The sequence below is a fragment of the Streptomyces sp. NPDC013455 genome (assembly GCF_040632975.1).
In the GTDB taxonomy this organism is placed as follows: domain Bacteria; phylum Actinomycetota; class Actinomycetes; order Streptomycetales; family Streptomycetaceae; genus Streptomyces.
Genome location: NZ_JBEYCX010000029.1, coordinates 54,537 through 69,932 on the forward strand (window position 1 = coordinate 54,537; position 15,396 = coordinate 69,932).

General features: G+C 73.3%; 12 protein-coding genes. 8 read left to right on the forward strand and 4 right to left on the reverse strand.

From position 1 onward, the window contains the following. Nucleotides 1-121 precede the first annotated feature (121 nt). Nucleotides 122-1,747 (reverse strand): ABC-F family ATP-binding cassette domain-containing protein, encoded by a 1,626-nt coding sequence (locus ABZ576_RS31955; protein ID WP_360748764.1) that lies wholly within the window; start codon nucleotides 1,745-1,747, stop codon nucleotides 122-124. 316 nt (nucleotides 1,748-2,063) lie between these two features. Next, nucleotides 2,064-2,480 (reverse strand): SsgA family sporulation/cell division regulator, encoded by a 417-nt coding sequence (locus ABZ576_RS31960; protein ID WP_360748767.1) that lies wholly within the window; start codon nucleotides 2,478-2,480, stop codon nucleotides 2,064-2,066. A gap of 281 nt (nucleotides 2,481-2,761) precedes the next feature. Here ABZ576_RS31960 and ABZ576_RS31965 point away from each other — a divergent pair, with 281 nt between their 5' ends. The 3 genes from ABZ576_RS31965 to ABZ576_RS31975 all read left to right on the forward strand — a co-directional run bounded on the left by ABZ576_RS31965 (nucleotide 2,762) and on the right by ABZ576_RS31975 (nucleotide 5,365). After that, nucleotides 2,762-3,832: an oxidoreductase gene (locus ABZ576_RS31965; protein WP_360748804.1), complete on the forward strand. Its 1,071-nt coding sequence runs from the start codon at nucleotides 2,762-2,764 to the stop codon at nucleotides 3,830-3,832. 56 nt (nucleotides 3,833-3,888) lie between these two features. Next, nucleotides 3,889-4,227, forward strand: coding sequence for a plasmid stabilization protein (locus ABZ576_RS31970; RefSeq protein ID WP_360748770.1), 339 nt, complete (start codon nucleotides 3,889-3,891; stop codon nucleotides 4,225-4,227). A 406-nt stretch (nucleotides 4,228-4,633) separates the two neighbouring features. After that, nucleotides 4,634-5,365: an endonuclease V gene (locus ABZ576_RS31975; protein WP_360748773.1), complete on the forward strand. Its 732-nt coding sequence runs from the start codon at nucleotides 4,634-4,636 to the stop codon at nucleotides 5,363-5,365. A gap of 27 nt (nucleotides 5,366-5,392) precedes the next feature. On the opposite strand, the gene ABZ576_RS31980 is transcribed toward ABZ576_RS31975, so the two are convergent. Then, on the reverse strand, nucleotides 5,393-6,571 hold the full coding sequence (locus tag ABZ576_RS31980; RefSeq protein ID WP_360748776.1) for a saccharopine dehydrogenase NADP-binding domain-containing protein: 1,179 nt from the start codon (nucleotides 6,569-6,571) through the stop codon (nucleotides 5,393-5,395). A gap of 398 nt (nucleotides 6,572-6,969) precedes the next feature. On the opposite strand from ABZ576_RS31980, the gene ABZ576_RS31985 reads away from it, so the two are divergent. Genes ABZ576_RS31985 through ABZ576_RS31995 form a run of 3 tightly spaced genes read left to right on the forward strand, consistent with a single transcriptional unit; the run spans nucleotide 6,970 to nucleotide 11,616 of the window. Further along, nucleotides 6,970-8,139 (forward strand): CaiB/BaiF CoA-transferase family protein, encoded by a 1,170-nt coding sequence (locus ABZ576_RS31985; RefSeq protein WP_360748779.1) that lies wholly within the window; start codon nucleotides 6,970-6,972, stop codon nucleotides 8,137-8,139. Between the two features lie 43 nt (nucleotides 8,140-8,182). Beyond that, nucleotides 8,183-9,397, forward strand: a complete 1,215-nt coding sequence (locus ABZ576_RS31990; protein ID WP_360748782.1) for an acetyl-CoA C-acetyltransferase — start codon at nucleotides 8,183-8,185, stop codon at nucleotides 9,395-9,397. A gap of 41 nt (nucleotides 9,398-9,438) precedes the next feature. Continuing rightward, the gene (locus ABZ576_RS31995; protein WP_360748785.1) at nucleotides 9,439-11,616 is read left to right on the forward strand and encodes a 3-hydroxyacyl-CoA dehydrogenase NAD-binding domain-containing protein; all 2,178 of its coding nucleotides are present in this window, start codon (nucleotides 9,439-9,441) and stop codon (nucleotides 11,614-11,616) included. A 148-nt stretch (nucleotides 11,617-11,764) separates the two neighbouring features. Here the strand turns inward: ABZ576_RS31995 and ABZ576_RS32000 are convergent, their stop codons facing one another. Next, the gene (locus ABZ576_RS32000) at nucleotides 11,765-12,478 is read right to left on the reverse strand and encodes a MerR family transcriptional regulator (protein WP_360748788.1); all 714 of its coding nucleotides are present in this window, start codon (nucleotides 12,476-12,478) and stop codon (nucleotides 11,765-11,767) included. 219 nt (nucleotides 12,479-12,697) lie between these two features. Between ABZ576_RS32000 and ABZ576_RS32005 the strand changes: the two genes are divergently transcribed. Beyond that, nucleotides 12,698-14,164 (forward strand): amino acid permease, encoded by a 1,467-nt coding sequence (locus ABZ576_RS32005; protein WP_360748791.1) that lies wholly within the window; start codon nucleotides 12,698-12,700, stop codon nucleotides 14,162-14,164. 217 nt (nucleotides 14,165-14,381) lie between these two features. Next, the gene (locus tag ABZ576_RS32010; protein WP_360748794.1) at nucleotides 14,382-15,305 is read left to right on the forward strand and encodes an adenosine kinase; all 924 of its coding nucleotides are present in this window, start codon (nucleotides 14,382-14,384) and stop codon (nucleotides 15,303-15,305) included. Nucleotides 15,306-15,396: the final 91 nt, after the last annotated feature.

Genomic DNA, 15,396 nt, shown 5'->3' on the forward strand with positions numbered 1-15,396 from the left:
TGCTGCGATGGTGCGGTGTCCGGCGCCGGTCACACGGCGCCGGTCCGTCATCATGCAGGGCGCTCCGGCCAGGACAAAACCCTCGTTGTCAGGCTGTGCCCCTCCTGGGATCCCCGCCGGGTCAGGCCGGATCCCCGAGCGCCTCGCGTGTCGTCTCGGTCAGCTCGCCTCCCTCCATCAGCAGCCACCGCGTGATCCCGACGGAGTCCAGGAACGGCAGGTCGTGGCTGGCGACGAGCAGCGCGCCCTCGTACGAGTCGAGGGCCGAGGTCAGCTGCCGGACGCTGGCCATGTCGAGGTTGTTGGTCGGCTCGTCGAGCAGCAGCAGCTGGGGCGCGGGCTCGGCGAGCATCAGCGCGGCCAGCGCCGCCCGGAACCGCTCGCCGCCGGAGAGCGTGGCCGCCTTCTGGTCGGCCCGCGCACCCCGGAACAGGAAGCGGGCGAGGCGCGCCCGGATCCGGTTGTTGGTGGCGCCCGGCGCGAACCGGGCCACGTTCTCGGCGACCGACAGGCCGTCGTCCAGGACGTCCAGCCGCTGGGGCAGGAAGCGCAGCGGGACGTGCGCCGTCGCCGCGCCGGCCACCGGCGCCAGCTGCCCGGCCACCGTCCGCAACAGCGTCGTCTTGCCGGACCCGTTGCGGCCCACGAGCGCGATCCGCTCGGGGCCGCGCAGGTCGAGGATGCCCGGCACGCGCGCGTGGCAGGCCGTTTCCAGGTTCTCCAGGGTGAGCACCTGACGGCCGGGCGGTACGGCCGTGTACGGCAGGTCGACACGGATCTCGTCGTCGTCCCGTACCGCCTCGACCGCATCGTCCAGCCGTTCCCGGGCTTCGGCGAGCCGCTCCTCGTGCAGGATGCGGTGCTTGCCGGCGGACTCCTGGGCGGCGCGTTTGCGCGCGGACATGACGATCTTCGGCTCGCGTTTGGAGTCCCACATCTTCTGCCCGTACCGCTTGCGGCGGGCCAGCTTCACCTGGGCGTCGGCCAGTTCCCGCTTCTGCTTGCGGACATCGGCCTCGGCGACGCGGAGCATCCGCTCCGCCGCCTCCTGCTCGACGGCCAGCGCCTCCTCGTAGGCCGAGAAGTTGCCGCCGTACCAGGTGACCTCTCCCGCGTGCAGCTCGGCGATCCGGTCGACCAGGTCGAGCAGCTCCCGGTCGTGGCTGACCACGACCAGCACCCCCGGCCAGGAGGCGACGGCCTGGTACAGCCGTCGGCGGGCGTACAGGTCGAGATTGTTGGTGGGCTCGTCGAGCAGCAGGACGTCGGGGCGGCGCAGCAGCAGCGCGGCGAGCCGCAGCAGCACCGACTCGCCCCCGGACACCTCCCCGACGGTCCGGTCCAGGCCGATGTGGCCGAGGCCGAGTTCGCCGAGGGTGACCAGGGCGCGCTCCTCGACGTCCCAGTCGTCGCCGACGGTCTCGAAGTGCTCCTCGGCGACGTCGCCCGCCTCGATGGCGTGCAGGGCGGCCCGCCGGGCCGCGATGCCGAGGGCCTGGTCGACGCGGAGCGTGGTGTCGAGCGTGACGTTCTGCGGGAGGTGGCCGACCTCGCCGGCCGCCTTCACGGTGCCGTCGGCCGGGACGAGTTGCCCGGCCAGCAGCTTGAGCAGGGTCGACTTGCCCGATCCGTTGATGCCGACGAGCCCGGTCCTGCCGGGGCCGAAGGCGATGTCCAGGCCGTCGAAGACGGCGGTGCCGTCGGGCCAGGTGAAGGACAGGGACGTAGCGGTGAGGGAAGCTGACATGGGCGCCTCGCGGGAAGAGTGCGGTTCGGTGGACGCGTGTCGAGACACCGCGAGGCGGAAACCGAAGGGCAGGGGCACGCGAGAGGCCGGGGAAGAAGGGCCTGTGCCCGAGGACGGTCGGACGCCGAGGTCGTACGCCGCGCACACTTCACCGGTGCGACGCGGTGTCCCGGGACCTCAGACGAGCAACGTCCTTCTCCAATCGACGGCAACAGAACCGCTGTACACCGTAGGAGGGGCGGCAGGGGGTGTCAACGTGGTTTACCGCCGGGCGCGAGGAGCGGGGTGCGCGCTGGGCCTCACGCGCGCGGGGCGCTCAGCAGGCGTCCCGCATCAGTTCGGCCAGACCGTGGTCCAGGTCGAGCTGGAGGTGCTCCAGACCGGCGGGAACCAGCTCGTTGGCCGCTTCCAGGAACCGCCGTATCTCGCCCGAGCGCACGTGCACGATCGCGGTGCCCTCCGGGGCGTGGAACTCCAGCACCGTGCGGTCGTAGCCGTACGGCCGCACGCGCACGTCGCCGTGGCCCTCCGGGCCGTGCAGCCCGGCCGTGAGCAGCTCCCGGGAGAAGGTCCAGCAGACGTCGACGCCCTCCAGGGTGGCCGGGGCGGGGAACGTCATGCGGACGGCGAAGGGGTCGCGCCGGTCGTAGCACAGCGTGGCGGGAATGCTCGGCATGCGCGGTGCGGCGGCGACGAGACGGGCCTCTACGGGCTGCTCGATGACGGTGGACAACGCCTTGCTCCCTTGCGACGGCTGGACTACGCCCGGATGTGCGACACCCGGCACTGGAAGAGACGACGGAAACGGCCGATGCGTGCACACGTTGAACGAGTGACCTCGGTCACCGCCTTTCATGCACAGGAAACGCACGGGCAACGGTGTTCGGTTCCCGCCCGTTCCCGTTCGCGTGGTGCGGAGGCCCTCTGGACGGGGCCGCGGCAGGGCGGCTAGCTTCGCCCGCCATGAGGCGCCTGGGGAGTACGCGACGACGCAGGGGACGAGTGAACCGGCTGGTGGCGGCGGGGGCGGCGGGCGCGGCGGTGCTGGCCGCGCTCGCGGTACCGGTCGCCGAGGCCCGCCCGGGGGAGCGGACCGGCGCCGGACCGGCGAGCGCGCACTGGGCGGTGAAGGATCCCGGCACCCCGCAGGTCCGCTTCCGGGGTCTCGCCGCCGTCGACCGGCGCACCGTCTGGCTGGCCGGCACGGGGGGCACGGTGCTGCGCACCACGGACGCGGGAGCGAGCTGGCGGAACGTCTCCCCGCCGGGGGCGGCCGACCTCCAGTTCAGGGACGTGACCGCGTTCGACGCGCGGCGTGCGGTGGTGCTGGCCATCGGCGAGGGCGAGGCGTCGCGGATCTACCGGACCGACGACGGCGGAGAAACCTGGACGGAGTCCTTCCGCAACACCGACCCGAGGGCCTTCTACGACTGCCTGGCCTTCTTCGACCGCCGCCACGGCCTCGCGGTGAGCGACCCCGTGGACGGCGGGTTCCGGGTGCTGTCCACCGCCGACGGCGGACGCTCCTGGCGCGTGCTGTCCCCGGCCGGCATGCCGCCCGCGCTGGACGGCGAGGCGGGCTTCGCCGCGAGCGGCCAGTGCCTGGTCACCTCCGGCCCGCGGGACGTCTGGCTGGCCACCGGCGGCGGCGCCCGCGCGCGCGTACTGCATTCCGCGGACCGCGGGCTGACCTGGACGGCGGCCGACACGCCGGTCCCGGCGGGAGATCCGGCGAAGGGCGTCTTCGCGCTGGCCTTCCGCGACCGCGCGCACGGCCTCGCGGTCGGCGGCGACTACCGGTCCGACCAGCCCTCGCCGCGGTCCGCCGCGGTCACCGCCGACGGCGGCCGCACCTGGCGGCCGGCCGCCGCGCCGCCGCCCGCCTACCGCTCCGGTGCCGCCTGGCTCCCGCGCAGCCGCACCACCGCGCTGGCCGTCGGCCCGACGGGCACCGATGTGACCACCGACGGCGGCCGCAGCTGGCGGACGGTCGACACCGGCTCGCACGACACCGTGTCCTGCACGCCCGACCTGAGCTGCTGGGCGGCCGGCGAGCGGGGGCGGGTGGCGCGACTGGAACGGTGAGGTGAGGAGCGGGGAACGCGGGTACTCGTTCCCCGCAGCTAAGGAAGGGAGCGATCATGCCAGCCGGTTCCAGCCCCAAGCGCGAGCGTCAGTACGAGCACATCAAGAAGAGCGCGCAGGACCGGGGCGAGAGCGCCGGGCGCGCCAAGGAGATCGCCGCGCGGACGGTGAACAAGGAACGCGCCCGCTCCGGCGAGTCCAAGACCGCCAGCCGCAGCTCGACCGAGGACATGTCGTCCGGCAAGCGTGGCGGGCAGCGGTCGGGCAACCGGGCCGGCTCGCACGGCCCGACCCGTGACCAGCTGTACAACGAGGCCAGGCAGCGCGGCATCGAAGGCCGTTCGAACATGACCAAGGACCAGCTGCAGCGCGCGCTGGACGACAAGAAGGGCTGAGCCGCCCGGTCGTGCGGCGGCTCGGGGAAGGTGTCCCGGAAGAGGAACCGTGAGGACGTGGGCCCGTCTCCCGCGCGGGTGTGACGGCCGCCGGGAGGCGGACCCGCCGTGTGCCGGTGCGCCGTAGGACGCGCCGCCCCTTGCGTGCCGCCCTGCGTACCGCCGCCCCTTGCGTGCCGCCCTGCGTACCGCCGAGCCATGCGCTCCGCGCCATGACACCGTACTCCGGGGCGCACGCCGGCTGACGAGGACAGGCCACATCGCGTCCCCGCGCCCGCGAACACGAACGCGCCCCGCGCGCGACCACCCCCACATCCGCGAGCGTCAGCGCGCCCGTGCGCGCGAACGATCGCGAGCCCACCCCGGCGCGAGGGCGGCCCGCCGGGGGCCCGTACAGTCGGCGGGCATGACGATCGTTGGCGTACCCGCGGGCTGGCCCGCGAGCGTGGAAGAGGCCCGCGCCCTCCAGGACGAGCTGCGCGGCCGGGTCGTGCTCGACGAACCCGGACCGCCGCCCGGCACGGGCCGCGTCACGGGGGTAGACGTCGCCTACGACGACGATCTGGACCTGGTCGCCGCGGCGGCCGTCGTCCTGGACGCCGCCACGCTGGACGTCGTCGCGCAGGCGACGGCAGTCGGCCGCGTCTCCTTCCCGTACGTGCCCGGCCTCCTCGCCTTCCGGGAGATCCCGACCGTCCGGGCCGCCCTGGAGCGGCTGCCGTGCCCGCCCGGTCTCGTCGTGTGCGACGGCTACGGGCTCGCGCACCCGCGCCGTTTCGGCCTGGCGAGCCACCTGGGCGTGCTGCTGGACCTGCCCACCATCGGTGTCGCCAAGAACCCGTTCACCTTCACGTACGACGAACCGGGGCCCGAGCGCGGCGCCTGCGCGCCGCTGCTCGCCGGGACCGAGGAGGTCGGGCGCGCCCTGCGCACCCGGGACGGCGTCAAGCCGGTCTTCGTCTCCGCCGGCCACCGGGTGAGCCTGGACACCGCCCTGGCGCACACCCTGGCGCTGACTCCCCGGTTCCGGCTGCCGGAGACCACGCGCCGGGCGGACGCCCTGTGCCGGCAGGCCCTCCGGGAGGCGGCCCGGGACCCGCTCGCGGGGACGCGCCCGCCGGAGCCGGGGAGTGCGTGACCGCGGCCGCCGCACCGGACGCGGCGGCTAACGGGCGGCCGCCACCCGGAAGGTGATGCCGGCCGCGCGCAGCCGCTCGATCAGGGCGTCGCCCATCGCCTGGACCGTGGTGACCTGGCCGGCCACCGGCGGCAGGTCGTCGAAGGCCAGGCACAGGGCCGCCTCGGCGAACATCTTCGCCGTCTCGCCGTACCCCGGGTCGCCGCCCGCGACCTCCGTGTACACGCGCCGTCCGCCGCCCTCGCCGACGAACCGCACGGTGAACCAGCTCTTCGCCCGCTTCTCCGCGCTCGGCCCGTCGCCCGGCTTGAGCCGGTCCGAGAGCCAGCGCCGCGCGGGCGGCACCTGGGCGGCGGCCGTCACCGCGCCGACGGCGGCGACCGAGCCGAGGGCGACCGGCAGGCGCTTGACGGCGGCGTAGTGGCGGTAGCGGAAATCCGGCCCGTACCGCTCCAGCGCCCGCGCCGAACGGCGCACGACCTGCGGGTCGATGGTGGGCAGCGGCAGCGCCCACGCGCCGACCTCCGGCGCGAACCTCGGCGCGCCGACCGGAGCCGTCACCCGGCGGCCCGGCAGCCGGGGCTCGTGCCGCGCCCGCTCGCGCGCGGCGGCCAGCATCCGCCGGCCGCGGGCCATCTGGTTCAGCGCCGAGGCGAGGGTGCCGCCGGAGAAGGCCGCGTCGGCGGTCACGTAGCCGTCCACGGACAGCGGCACGCCCTCCGGCAGCTGCCGCACCGTGAAGTACACGCCCAGGTCGTGCGGCATGGAGTCGAAACCGCAGGCGTGCACCAGGCGGGCGCCCGTCTCGCGCGCGCGTGCGTCGTACCGGACGTACATCAGGTCCACGAACTCGGGCTCACCGGTGAGGTCCAGGTAGTCGGCGCCGGTGTCGGCGCACGCGGCGACGAGTTCCTCGCCGTGCAGCACGTAGGGCCCCACGGTGGTGGCGACCACGCGCGCCTGCTCGGCGAGGGCCCGCAGGGTGGCCGGTTCGTCCACGTCGGCCCGCAGGACACCCACCTCGGTGCCGCCGGGAAGCTCCGCCCGCAGCCGCTCCAGCCGCCGCTCGTCGCGGCCGGCCACCGCCCAGCGGAGGTCGCGCGGCGCGTGCACGGCGAGGTAGTGGGCCGTGAGCGCGCCGACGAAGCCCGTGGCCCCGAAGAGCACCAGGTCGTACGGACGGTCCGTCCTGTTCATCCTGCTCATGACACCCCTTGGGTTCGTGCAGCCCGTGGTGCGGAGCGCGCAGCCCGCGCCGCTGTCGGTGGCCGAGGCTAGCGTGAGGGGTGCGGAGTCCGACGACCAGCCCGGAGGCAGCGGTGGCCGTGGCCAGGAATGCCCTGAAGAAGCGGGAGAAAGGCGCGCGTGCCGACGCCCGACCGGCCGGGAGGCGGCCGCACGGTCGTCTCCCGGCCCCGCGGAGCGCGGCCGGACCCCGGGCGCCATCCCTGACGCCCGGTGGAGACGTTCACTCTCCCGGGTGATGCCCGGCGGGCCGGGTACTCCGCTAAGCGCTTGCTCGTTGGGGTCTTGTGTCCGGTGGAACACGTTCTTAGCATCACCGGTGTTACATCATTTGTGTCACACGCTTGGGGGCTGCTCCGATGACAACGGCAGGGACGCCACCGACGCCGCACACCGGCCCGCTCTCCGGCGTGCGCGTGGTGGAGCTGGCCGGCATCGGGCCGGGCCCGTTCGCCGCCATGCTGCTGGCCGACCTGGGCGCCGACGTGGTCCGGGTGGACCGTCCGGGCGGCGCGGACCTCGCCATCGACCCGGCCTGTGACGTCACCAACCGCAACAAGCGCTCGATCGTGGTCGACCTGAAGGCGCCGGACGGCCCCGCGCGCGTCCTGGACCTCGCCGAGCGGGCCGACGTCCTCGTCGAGGGGTACCGCCCGGGCGTCGCCGAGCGGCTCGGCATCGGCCCCGGGGACTGCCACGCCCGCAACCCGCGCCTGGTCTACGGACGCATGACCGGCTGGGGCCAGGAGGGCCCCCTCGCCCACCGCGCCGGCCACGACATCGCCTACATCGCGCTCACCGGCACGCTCGGCATGATCGGCCGCCCGGACGAGCCCCCGGCCGTACCCGCCAACCTCCTCGGGGACTACGCGGGCGGCTCGCTCTACCTGGTCGTCGGCGTCCTCGCCGCCCTCCACCACGCGCGCGCGACCGGCACCGGCCAGGTGGTCGACGCCGCCATCGTCGACGGCACGGCCCACCTGTCCTCGATGATCCACGGCATGCTCGCCGCCGGCGGCTGGCAGGACCGGCGCGCCGCCAACCTCCTGGACGGCGGCTGTCCCTACTACGGCACCTACCGGACCGCCGACGACCGGTACATGGCGGTCGGTGCCCTGGAGGGGAAGTTCTACGCCGAGTTCTCGCGCCTGCTCGGCCTGGAGGACCCGGCCCCGGCCCACGGGGACTGGACCCGCTGGGGCGAGCTGCGCGAACGGATCGCCACCGCCTTCGCGTCGCGCACCCAGGCCGAGTGGACCGCCGTCTTCGAGGGCTCCGACGCCTGCGTGGCGCCCGTCCTGAGCCTGCGCGAGGCCCCGGCGCATCCGCACCTGGCCGCCCGCGGCACCTTCACCGACCACGGCGGCATCACCCAGCCCGCCCCCGCCCCCCGCTTCTCGGCGACCCCCACCACCGTCCGCACCGGCCCCGCCCGGCCCGGCGCCCACACCGAGGCCGTCGCCCGCGACTGGGGCATACCCGCACCCCCGACCGGCGAACGCCACGACCTGGTCACCGACGGCGACTGACCCCGCCCACCCCGCCCGGCCCACCCTCCCGAAAGGCATACCAGTGAGCACCGAAGCGTACGTGTACGACGCGATCCGCACTCCGCGCGGCCGCGGCAAGGCGAACGGCGCCCTGCACGCCACCAAGCCCATCGACCTGGTCGTCGGACTCATCCACGAGATCCGCGACCGGCTCCCCGGCCTGGACCCGGCCGCCATCGACGACATCGTGCTCGGCGTCGTCGGCCCCATCGGCGACCAGGGCTCCGACATCGCACGGATCGCCGCCGTCGTCGCCGGACTGCCGGACACGGTCGCGGGCGTGCAGGAGAACCGCTTCTGTGCCTCCGGCCTGGAGGCCGTCAACCTCGCCGCCGCCAAGATCCGTGCCGGCTGGGAGGACCTCGTCCTCGCGGGCGGTGTCGAGTCCATGTCCCGGGTGCCGATGACCTCCGACGGCGGCGCCTGGTTCAACGACCCGATGACCAACCTCGACGTCAACTTCGTCCCGCAGGGCATCAGCGCCGACCTGATCGCCACCATCGAGGGCTTCTCCCGCCGGGACGTGGACGAGTACGCGGCCCTGTCCCAGGAGCGCGCCACCGCCGCCTGGAAGGAGGGACGCTTCGACCGCTCGGTCGTCCCCGTCAAGGACCGCAACGACCTCGTCGTCCTCGACCGCGACGAGCACCTGCGCCCCGGCACCACCGCCGACTCCCTCGCCAAGCTGAAGCCGTCCTTCGCGGACCTCGGAGAACTGGGCGGCTTCGACGCGGTGGCGCTCCAGAAGTACCACTGGGTGGAGAAGATCGACCACGTCCACCACGCGGGCAACTCCTCCGGCATCGTGGACGGCGCCTCACTCGTCGCCATCGGCTCCAAGGAGGTCGGCGAGCGGTACGGACTCACCCCCCGCGCGCGGATCGTCTCCGCGGCCGTCTCCGGCTCCGAGCCCACCATCATGCTCACCGGCCCCGCCCCCGCCACCCGCAAGGCCCTCGCCAAGGCCGGTCTGACCATCGACGACATCGACCTGGTCGAGATCAACGAGGCGTTCGCCGCGGTCGTGCTGCGCTTCGTCAAGGACATGGGCCTGTCCCTGGACAAGGTCAACGTCAACGGCGGCGCCATCGCCCTCGGCCACCCGCTCGGCGCCACCGGCGCCATGATCCTCGGCACCCTCATCGACGAACTGGAGCGCCAGGACAAGCGCTACGGCCTCGCCACGCTCTGCGTGGGCGGCGGCATGGGCTGCGCCACCGTCATCGAACGCATCTGAACTCCCCGCGGAACCGCGCCACTTCAACGGAGACGACTGTCATGACCGAGAGCACCACCATCCGCTGGGAGCAGGACGACACCGGTGTCGTCACCCTCGTCCTCGACGACCCCGCCCAGTCCGCCAACACCATGAACCAGGCCTTCCGGGCCTCCATCACGGCCGTCGCCGCGCGCGCGGAGGCCGAGAAGGACTCCATCCGCGGCATCATCTACACCTCCGCCAAGAAGACCTTCTTCGCGGGCGGCGACCTCAAGGACATGATCCGGGCCCGGCCCGAGGACGCCCAGCGGGTCTTCGACACCGCGACCGAGATCAAGAACGCACTGCGCCGCATCGAGACCCTCGGCAAGCCGGTCGTCGCCGCCATCAACGGCGCGGCCCTCGGCGGCGGATACGAGATCGCCCTCGCCTCCCACCACCGCATCGCCCTGGACGCCCCCGGATCCAAGATCGGCCTGCCCGAGGTCACGCTCGGCCTGCTGCCCGCGGGCGGCGGCGTCACCCGCACGGTACGCCTGATGGGCATCGCGGACGCGCTGCTGAAGGTACTGCTCCAGGGCACGCAGTACACACCGCGGCGCGCCCTGGAGAACGGCCTCGTGCACGAGGTGGCCGCCACCCCGGAGGAGATGCTGGCCAAGGCCCGTGCCTTCATCGACGCCAACCCCGAGTCGCGGCAGCCCTGGGACAAGCCCGGCTACAAGATCCCCGGCGGCACCCCCGCCCACCCGAAGTTCGCGGCCAACCTGCCCGCCTTCCCGGCCAACCTGCGCAAGCAGACCAACGGCGCGCCGTACCCGGCCCCGCGCAACATCCTCGCCGCCGCCGTCGAGGGCTCGCAGGTCGACTTCGACAACGCGAGCACCATCGAGACCCGCTACTTCACCGAGCTGGTCACCGGGCAGACCGCGAAGAACATGATCCAGGCGTTCTTCTTCGACCTCCAGGCGGTCAACTCCGGCGCCAACCGCCCCCGGGGCGTCGAGCCCCGTCAGGTCCGCAAGGTGGCCGTGCTCGGCGCCGGCATGATGGGCGCCGGCATCGCCTACGCCTGCGCCCGCGCGGGCATCGACGTCGTCCTCAAGGACGTCTCCCCGGAGGCGGCCGCCAAGGGCAAGGGCTACTCCGAGCAGCTGTGCGCCAAGGCCGTCGCCAAGGGCCGTACCAGCCGCGAGACGGCGGACGCGCTGCTCGCCCGGATCACGCCCACCGCCGAGGTGGCCGACCTGGCGGGCTGCGACGCGGTCATCGAGGCCGTCTTCGAGGACACCGCCGTCAAGCACAAGGTGTTCCAGGAGATCGAGTCGGTCGTCGCCCCCGACGCGCTGCTGTGCTCCAACACCTCCACGCTGCCGATCACCACGCTCGCCGAGGGCGTGCAGCGCCAGGCCGACTTCATCGGCCTGCACTTCTTCTCTCCGGTCGACAAGATGCCGCTGGTGGAGATCATCAAGGGCGGGCGCACCGGCGACGAGGCGCTGGCGCGCGCCTTCGACCTGGTCCGCCAGATCAACAAGACCCCGATCGTCGTGAACGACTCGCGCGGCTTCTTCACCTCGCGGGTGATCGGCCACTTCATCAACGAGGGCGTCGCCATGGTCGGCGAGGGCATCGAGCCCGCCTCCGTCGAGCAGGCCGCCGCCCAGGCCGGCTACCCGGCCAAGGTGCTCTCCCTCATGGACGAGCTGACGCTCACGCTCCCGCGGAAGATCCGCGACGAGTCCAGGCGGGCCGTCCAGGAGGCGGGCGGCACCTGGACGGCGCACCCGGCGGAGGCGGTCGTCGACCGCATGGTCGACGAGTTCGGCCGCACCGGCCGCAGCGGTGGCGCCGGCTTCTACGACTACGCCGAGGACGGCACCCGGACGGGGCTGTGGCCGGGGCTGCGCGAGCACTTCACGAAGCCCGGGCACGAGATCCCGTTCCGGGACATGCAGGAGCGCATGCTCTTCTCCGAGGCACTCGACACCGTGCGCCTCCTGGAGGAGGGCGTCCTGACCTCCGTGGCGGACGCCAACATCGGCTCCCTCTTCGGTATCGGCTTCCCCGGCTGGACCGGTGGTGTGCTCCAGTACATCAACGGCTACGAGGGAGGGCTGCCCGGGTTCGTGGCACGCGCACGGGAACTGGCCGAGCGCTACGGGGACCGCTTCACCCCGCCCGCGCTGCTGGTGACCAAGGCCGAGCGCGGCGAGGTCTTCACCGACGCCCGCTGAAGCCCCTCACCCGGACGGCGTGCCCCGTCCCCCGGGGCACGCCGCACCCCCGCGTTCCGCGGGGTCAGGGGCCGCCGCGCCGCCGGGTCCGGGGCCGCCGCGCCCCGGGACATGGCCGCGGGACACGCCCCCGGGGCAGGGCCCGGCGTCACTCGGCCGCCCGGTCCGCCGGGCTGTCCAGCCACTGGCGCAGCTCCTCCTTGAGGGCGCGCTGGAACGTGGTGAGCAGCGCCTGCACCACGAGCGGGTGCATATGGGCCGACAGCGACTTCACGTCCCGGGTGTCGCGTTCCGCCACGGCCTCGCGCAGCAGGTCCGACAGCTCGTGCGCCGCCGCGCGCGCGTGCCCGGCCAGGACGGTCCGCGCGGCCAGGATGGTCTCGTGCGACAGCGGTACGTCGAGGAGCTGCGCCGCGAGCCGCAGCAGACCGGAGTCCACGCGGTAGGAGTCCCCGTCCGGCGTCACCACGCTCATCGCGGCCAGCCGGTCCACATCCGCCTCGGCCAGCGGGCGCCCCGCCCGCCGCTCCAGCTCCGCGCGGGAGACGGTCTCCACGGTGTCCGGCGCCCAGGAGGCGACCACCGCCCGGTGGATCGCCAGGTCGTGCGGCCCGAGGTCGGCCGGGAGCTGCCGCAGGTGCCGTTCGATCGCCGCGAGCGTCATGCCCTGGTGCTGCATCTCCTCGATCAGCGCCAGCCGTGCCAGGTGCTCGCGGCCGTAGTGGCCGACCCGGCGCGGACCGATCACCGGCGGCGGCAGCAGCCCCTTGGTGCCGTAGAAGCGGACCGTACGGACCGTGACGCCCGCCCGCGCGGCCAGCTCGTCGATCGTGAGGGTGGGCTCCCCGGTGTCGGTCGTCATGTGCAGCAGTATCGCTGTCTCACCAATGGTGTGAAACCCGGGGGGAGCCGGTGACGAGCGTGTGAGAAGAACCGCTCTGTGACGTGGGACACCGCATATCGGACGATCCCTCTGGGAAGCTGCTGCCTTGGTCTGTGCCGCGACACGAGGGTGGTGCGGGCCAAGACCTGCACGAACCCCGGCCCACGAGGTCCGGGCGCACCAGGAAGTGAACCACCCGTGAGCAAGGAAGCCGTGGAATCGGCACAGGCCGTCGCCCACCCCCAGGCGGCCCATACGCCCGCGGACGCGGGCGACGCCGGTTACAGCAAGGACCTCAAGGCCCGCCACGTCAACATGATCGCCATCGGCGGCGCCATCGGCACCGGACTACTCCTCGGCGCCGGCGGACGTCTGCACAACGCGGGCCCCGCACTCGCCCTGGCCTACCTGGTCTGCGGTGTCTTCGCCTTCTTCGTCGTCCGGGCGCTGGGCGAGCTGGTCCTGTACCGGCCGTCCTCCGGGTCCTTCGTGTCGTACGCGCGCGAGTTCCTCGGCGAGAAGGGCGCCTACGTCGCCGGCTGGATGTACTTCCTCAACTGGTCGACCACCGGCATCGCCGACATCACCGCGATCGCGCTCTACACGCACTACTGGAGCCTGTTCACCTCGGTCCCGCAGTGGGTGCTGGCGCTGATCGCCCTCGCGGTGGTCCTCGCCGTGAACCTGATCTCGGTGAAGATCTTCGGCGAGATGGAGTTCTGGTTCGCGATCGTCAAGGTCGCGACCATCGTCGGCTTCATGCTGATCAGCATCTTCCTGCTCGCCACCCAGCACAAGGTCGGCGGCCACACCCCCGGTCTGAGCGTCATCACCGACAACGGCGGCATCTTCCCGCACGGCGTGATGCCGGTCGTCCTGGTCATGCAGGGCGTGATCTTCGCCTACGCCGCCCTGGAGCTGGTCGGCGTGGCCGCCGGCGAGACCGCCGAGCCGGAGAAGGTCGTCCCGCGCGCGGTGAACTCGATCATGTGGCGTGTGGGCCTGTTCTACGTCGGCTCGGTCGTGCTGCTCGCGCTGCTCCTGCCCGGTTCGGTCTACTCCGCCGACCAGAGCCCGTTCGTGACCGTGCTGTCCAAGATCGGTGTACCGGCGGCCGGTGACGTGATGAACCTGGTCGTGCTGACCGCCGCCATGTCCTCGCTGAACTCCGGTCTGTACTCCACCGGCCGCATCCTGCGCTCCATGGCCATGGCCGGTTCCGCGCCGAAGTTCACCGCCCGCATGAACCGCAGCCAGGTGCCCTACGGCGGCATCCTGCTGACCTGCGCGGTCTGCGTGCTCGGTGTCGGTCTGAACTACCTCGTGCCGAGCCAGGCCTTCGAGATCGTGCTGAACGTCGCCTCCCTCGGCATCATCAGCACCTGGGTGATCATCATGCTCTGCCACGTGCTGTTCGTCCGCCGCGCCCGTGCGGGCCTGGTGGCGCGGCCGCACTTCCAGCTGAAGTTCAGCCCGGTCACGGAGATCGCCACGATCGTGTTCCTGCTGGTCTGCCTCGGCATGATGTGGAACGACCCCGAGGTCGGCCGCAAGACCCTGTTCCTCATCCCGCTGATCGCCGTGATGCTGGTGGCCGGCTGGTTCGCCGTCCGCGGCCGGGTGGCCAAGGGCACCGACCAGGTGCCGGCCGACCTCACGAAGTAGCGGTTCGCGGCCACAGCAGGTGGCACCGCCCACGGTGGCGTCGTCTCGGAGACCGGCCCGGAGGCCGGGGTGTCCGGGATGACGCCACCGTCGTACTCGTCTCCCGCATAGGCTGTGGCCCGGCGGGCGGGACACGGTCCCGCGGGGAGTCCCCCGTCGCCGGCGCCTGGCGCGCCGGGGGAGCGGGGTGACGGTGTACGACCACGGGGAGCGGGGGATGACCGTGCGGGCGGATCCGACGGATGTGCTGGTGCTGGGCGGTGCCGGAGTGGACACGGTCATCCGGGTCCCCGAGCTCCCCCTGCCGTACGCCGACAGCTACATGATCGACTCCGGTATCCGCACCCGGGCCGGGCAGACCGGGGACTTCGTCGCGCTGGGCCTGACCGCGCTGGGCCTGCGCACCCACCACCTCGACCTGCTCGGCGACGACCCCGAGGGCGACCTGGTCCGCGCCCTGCACCGTGAGCACGGCATCGCCCTCACCGCGCTGCCCCAGCCGGCCGGGACCAAGCGGGCGGTCAACCTCGTCGCCCCGGACGGCCGCCGTCTGTCGCTGTACGACACGACCCGCGCCCGCCCCGGCGACCGTTTCCCCGAGGCGACCCTGCGCGCGCTGGCCACCGCGAGCCGGCACGTGCACGTGACGATCACCCAGCCCTGTGCCGACACCCTGCCGGTCCTGCGCGAGACGGGTGTGCCGCTCTCCACGGACCTGCACGACTGGGACGGCGAGAACCCCTACCACGAGCCGTTCGCCCGCGCGGCCGACGTGGTCTTCCTGTCGGCCGCCGCCCTGACCGACCCCGAGCGGACCATGCGGCTGATCGCCGAGCGGGGCCGGGCCGAGGCGGTCGTCGCCACCGCCGGTGCCGAGGGCGCCTACCTGCTGGCCGACCGGGAGCTGACCCGGGTACCGGCGGTGGAGCCGCCCGGCCCGGTGGTGGACTCCAACGGCGCCGGCGACGCCTTCGCCGCCGGGTTCCTCTACGGCCGCCTCGCGGGCGAGCCGCCCCTGCGGTGCGCCCGGTACGGAGCGGTCGCGGGCGCCTACGCCTGCACCGTCCCGGCCTCCCGCGCGGACGCCATCGCCGGGACCGACCTCCTGGAACAGGCCGCCGGGCTCGACAGGCCCTGCTAGGCCGTGTCTTTCGGATCAGCCCGACTCCGGGGTGCGGTTCGTTGGTGGTGCCGGTGAGCGGGGCTTGGTGCGTGCAGCTGCAAGGCGGAGG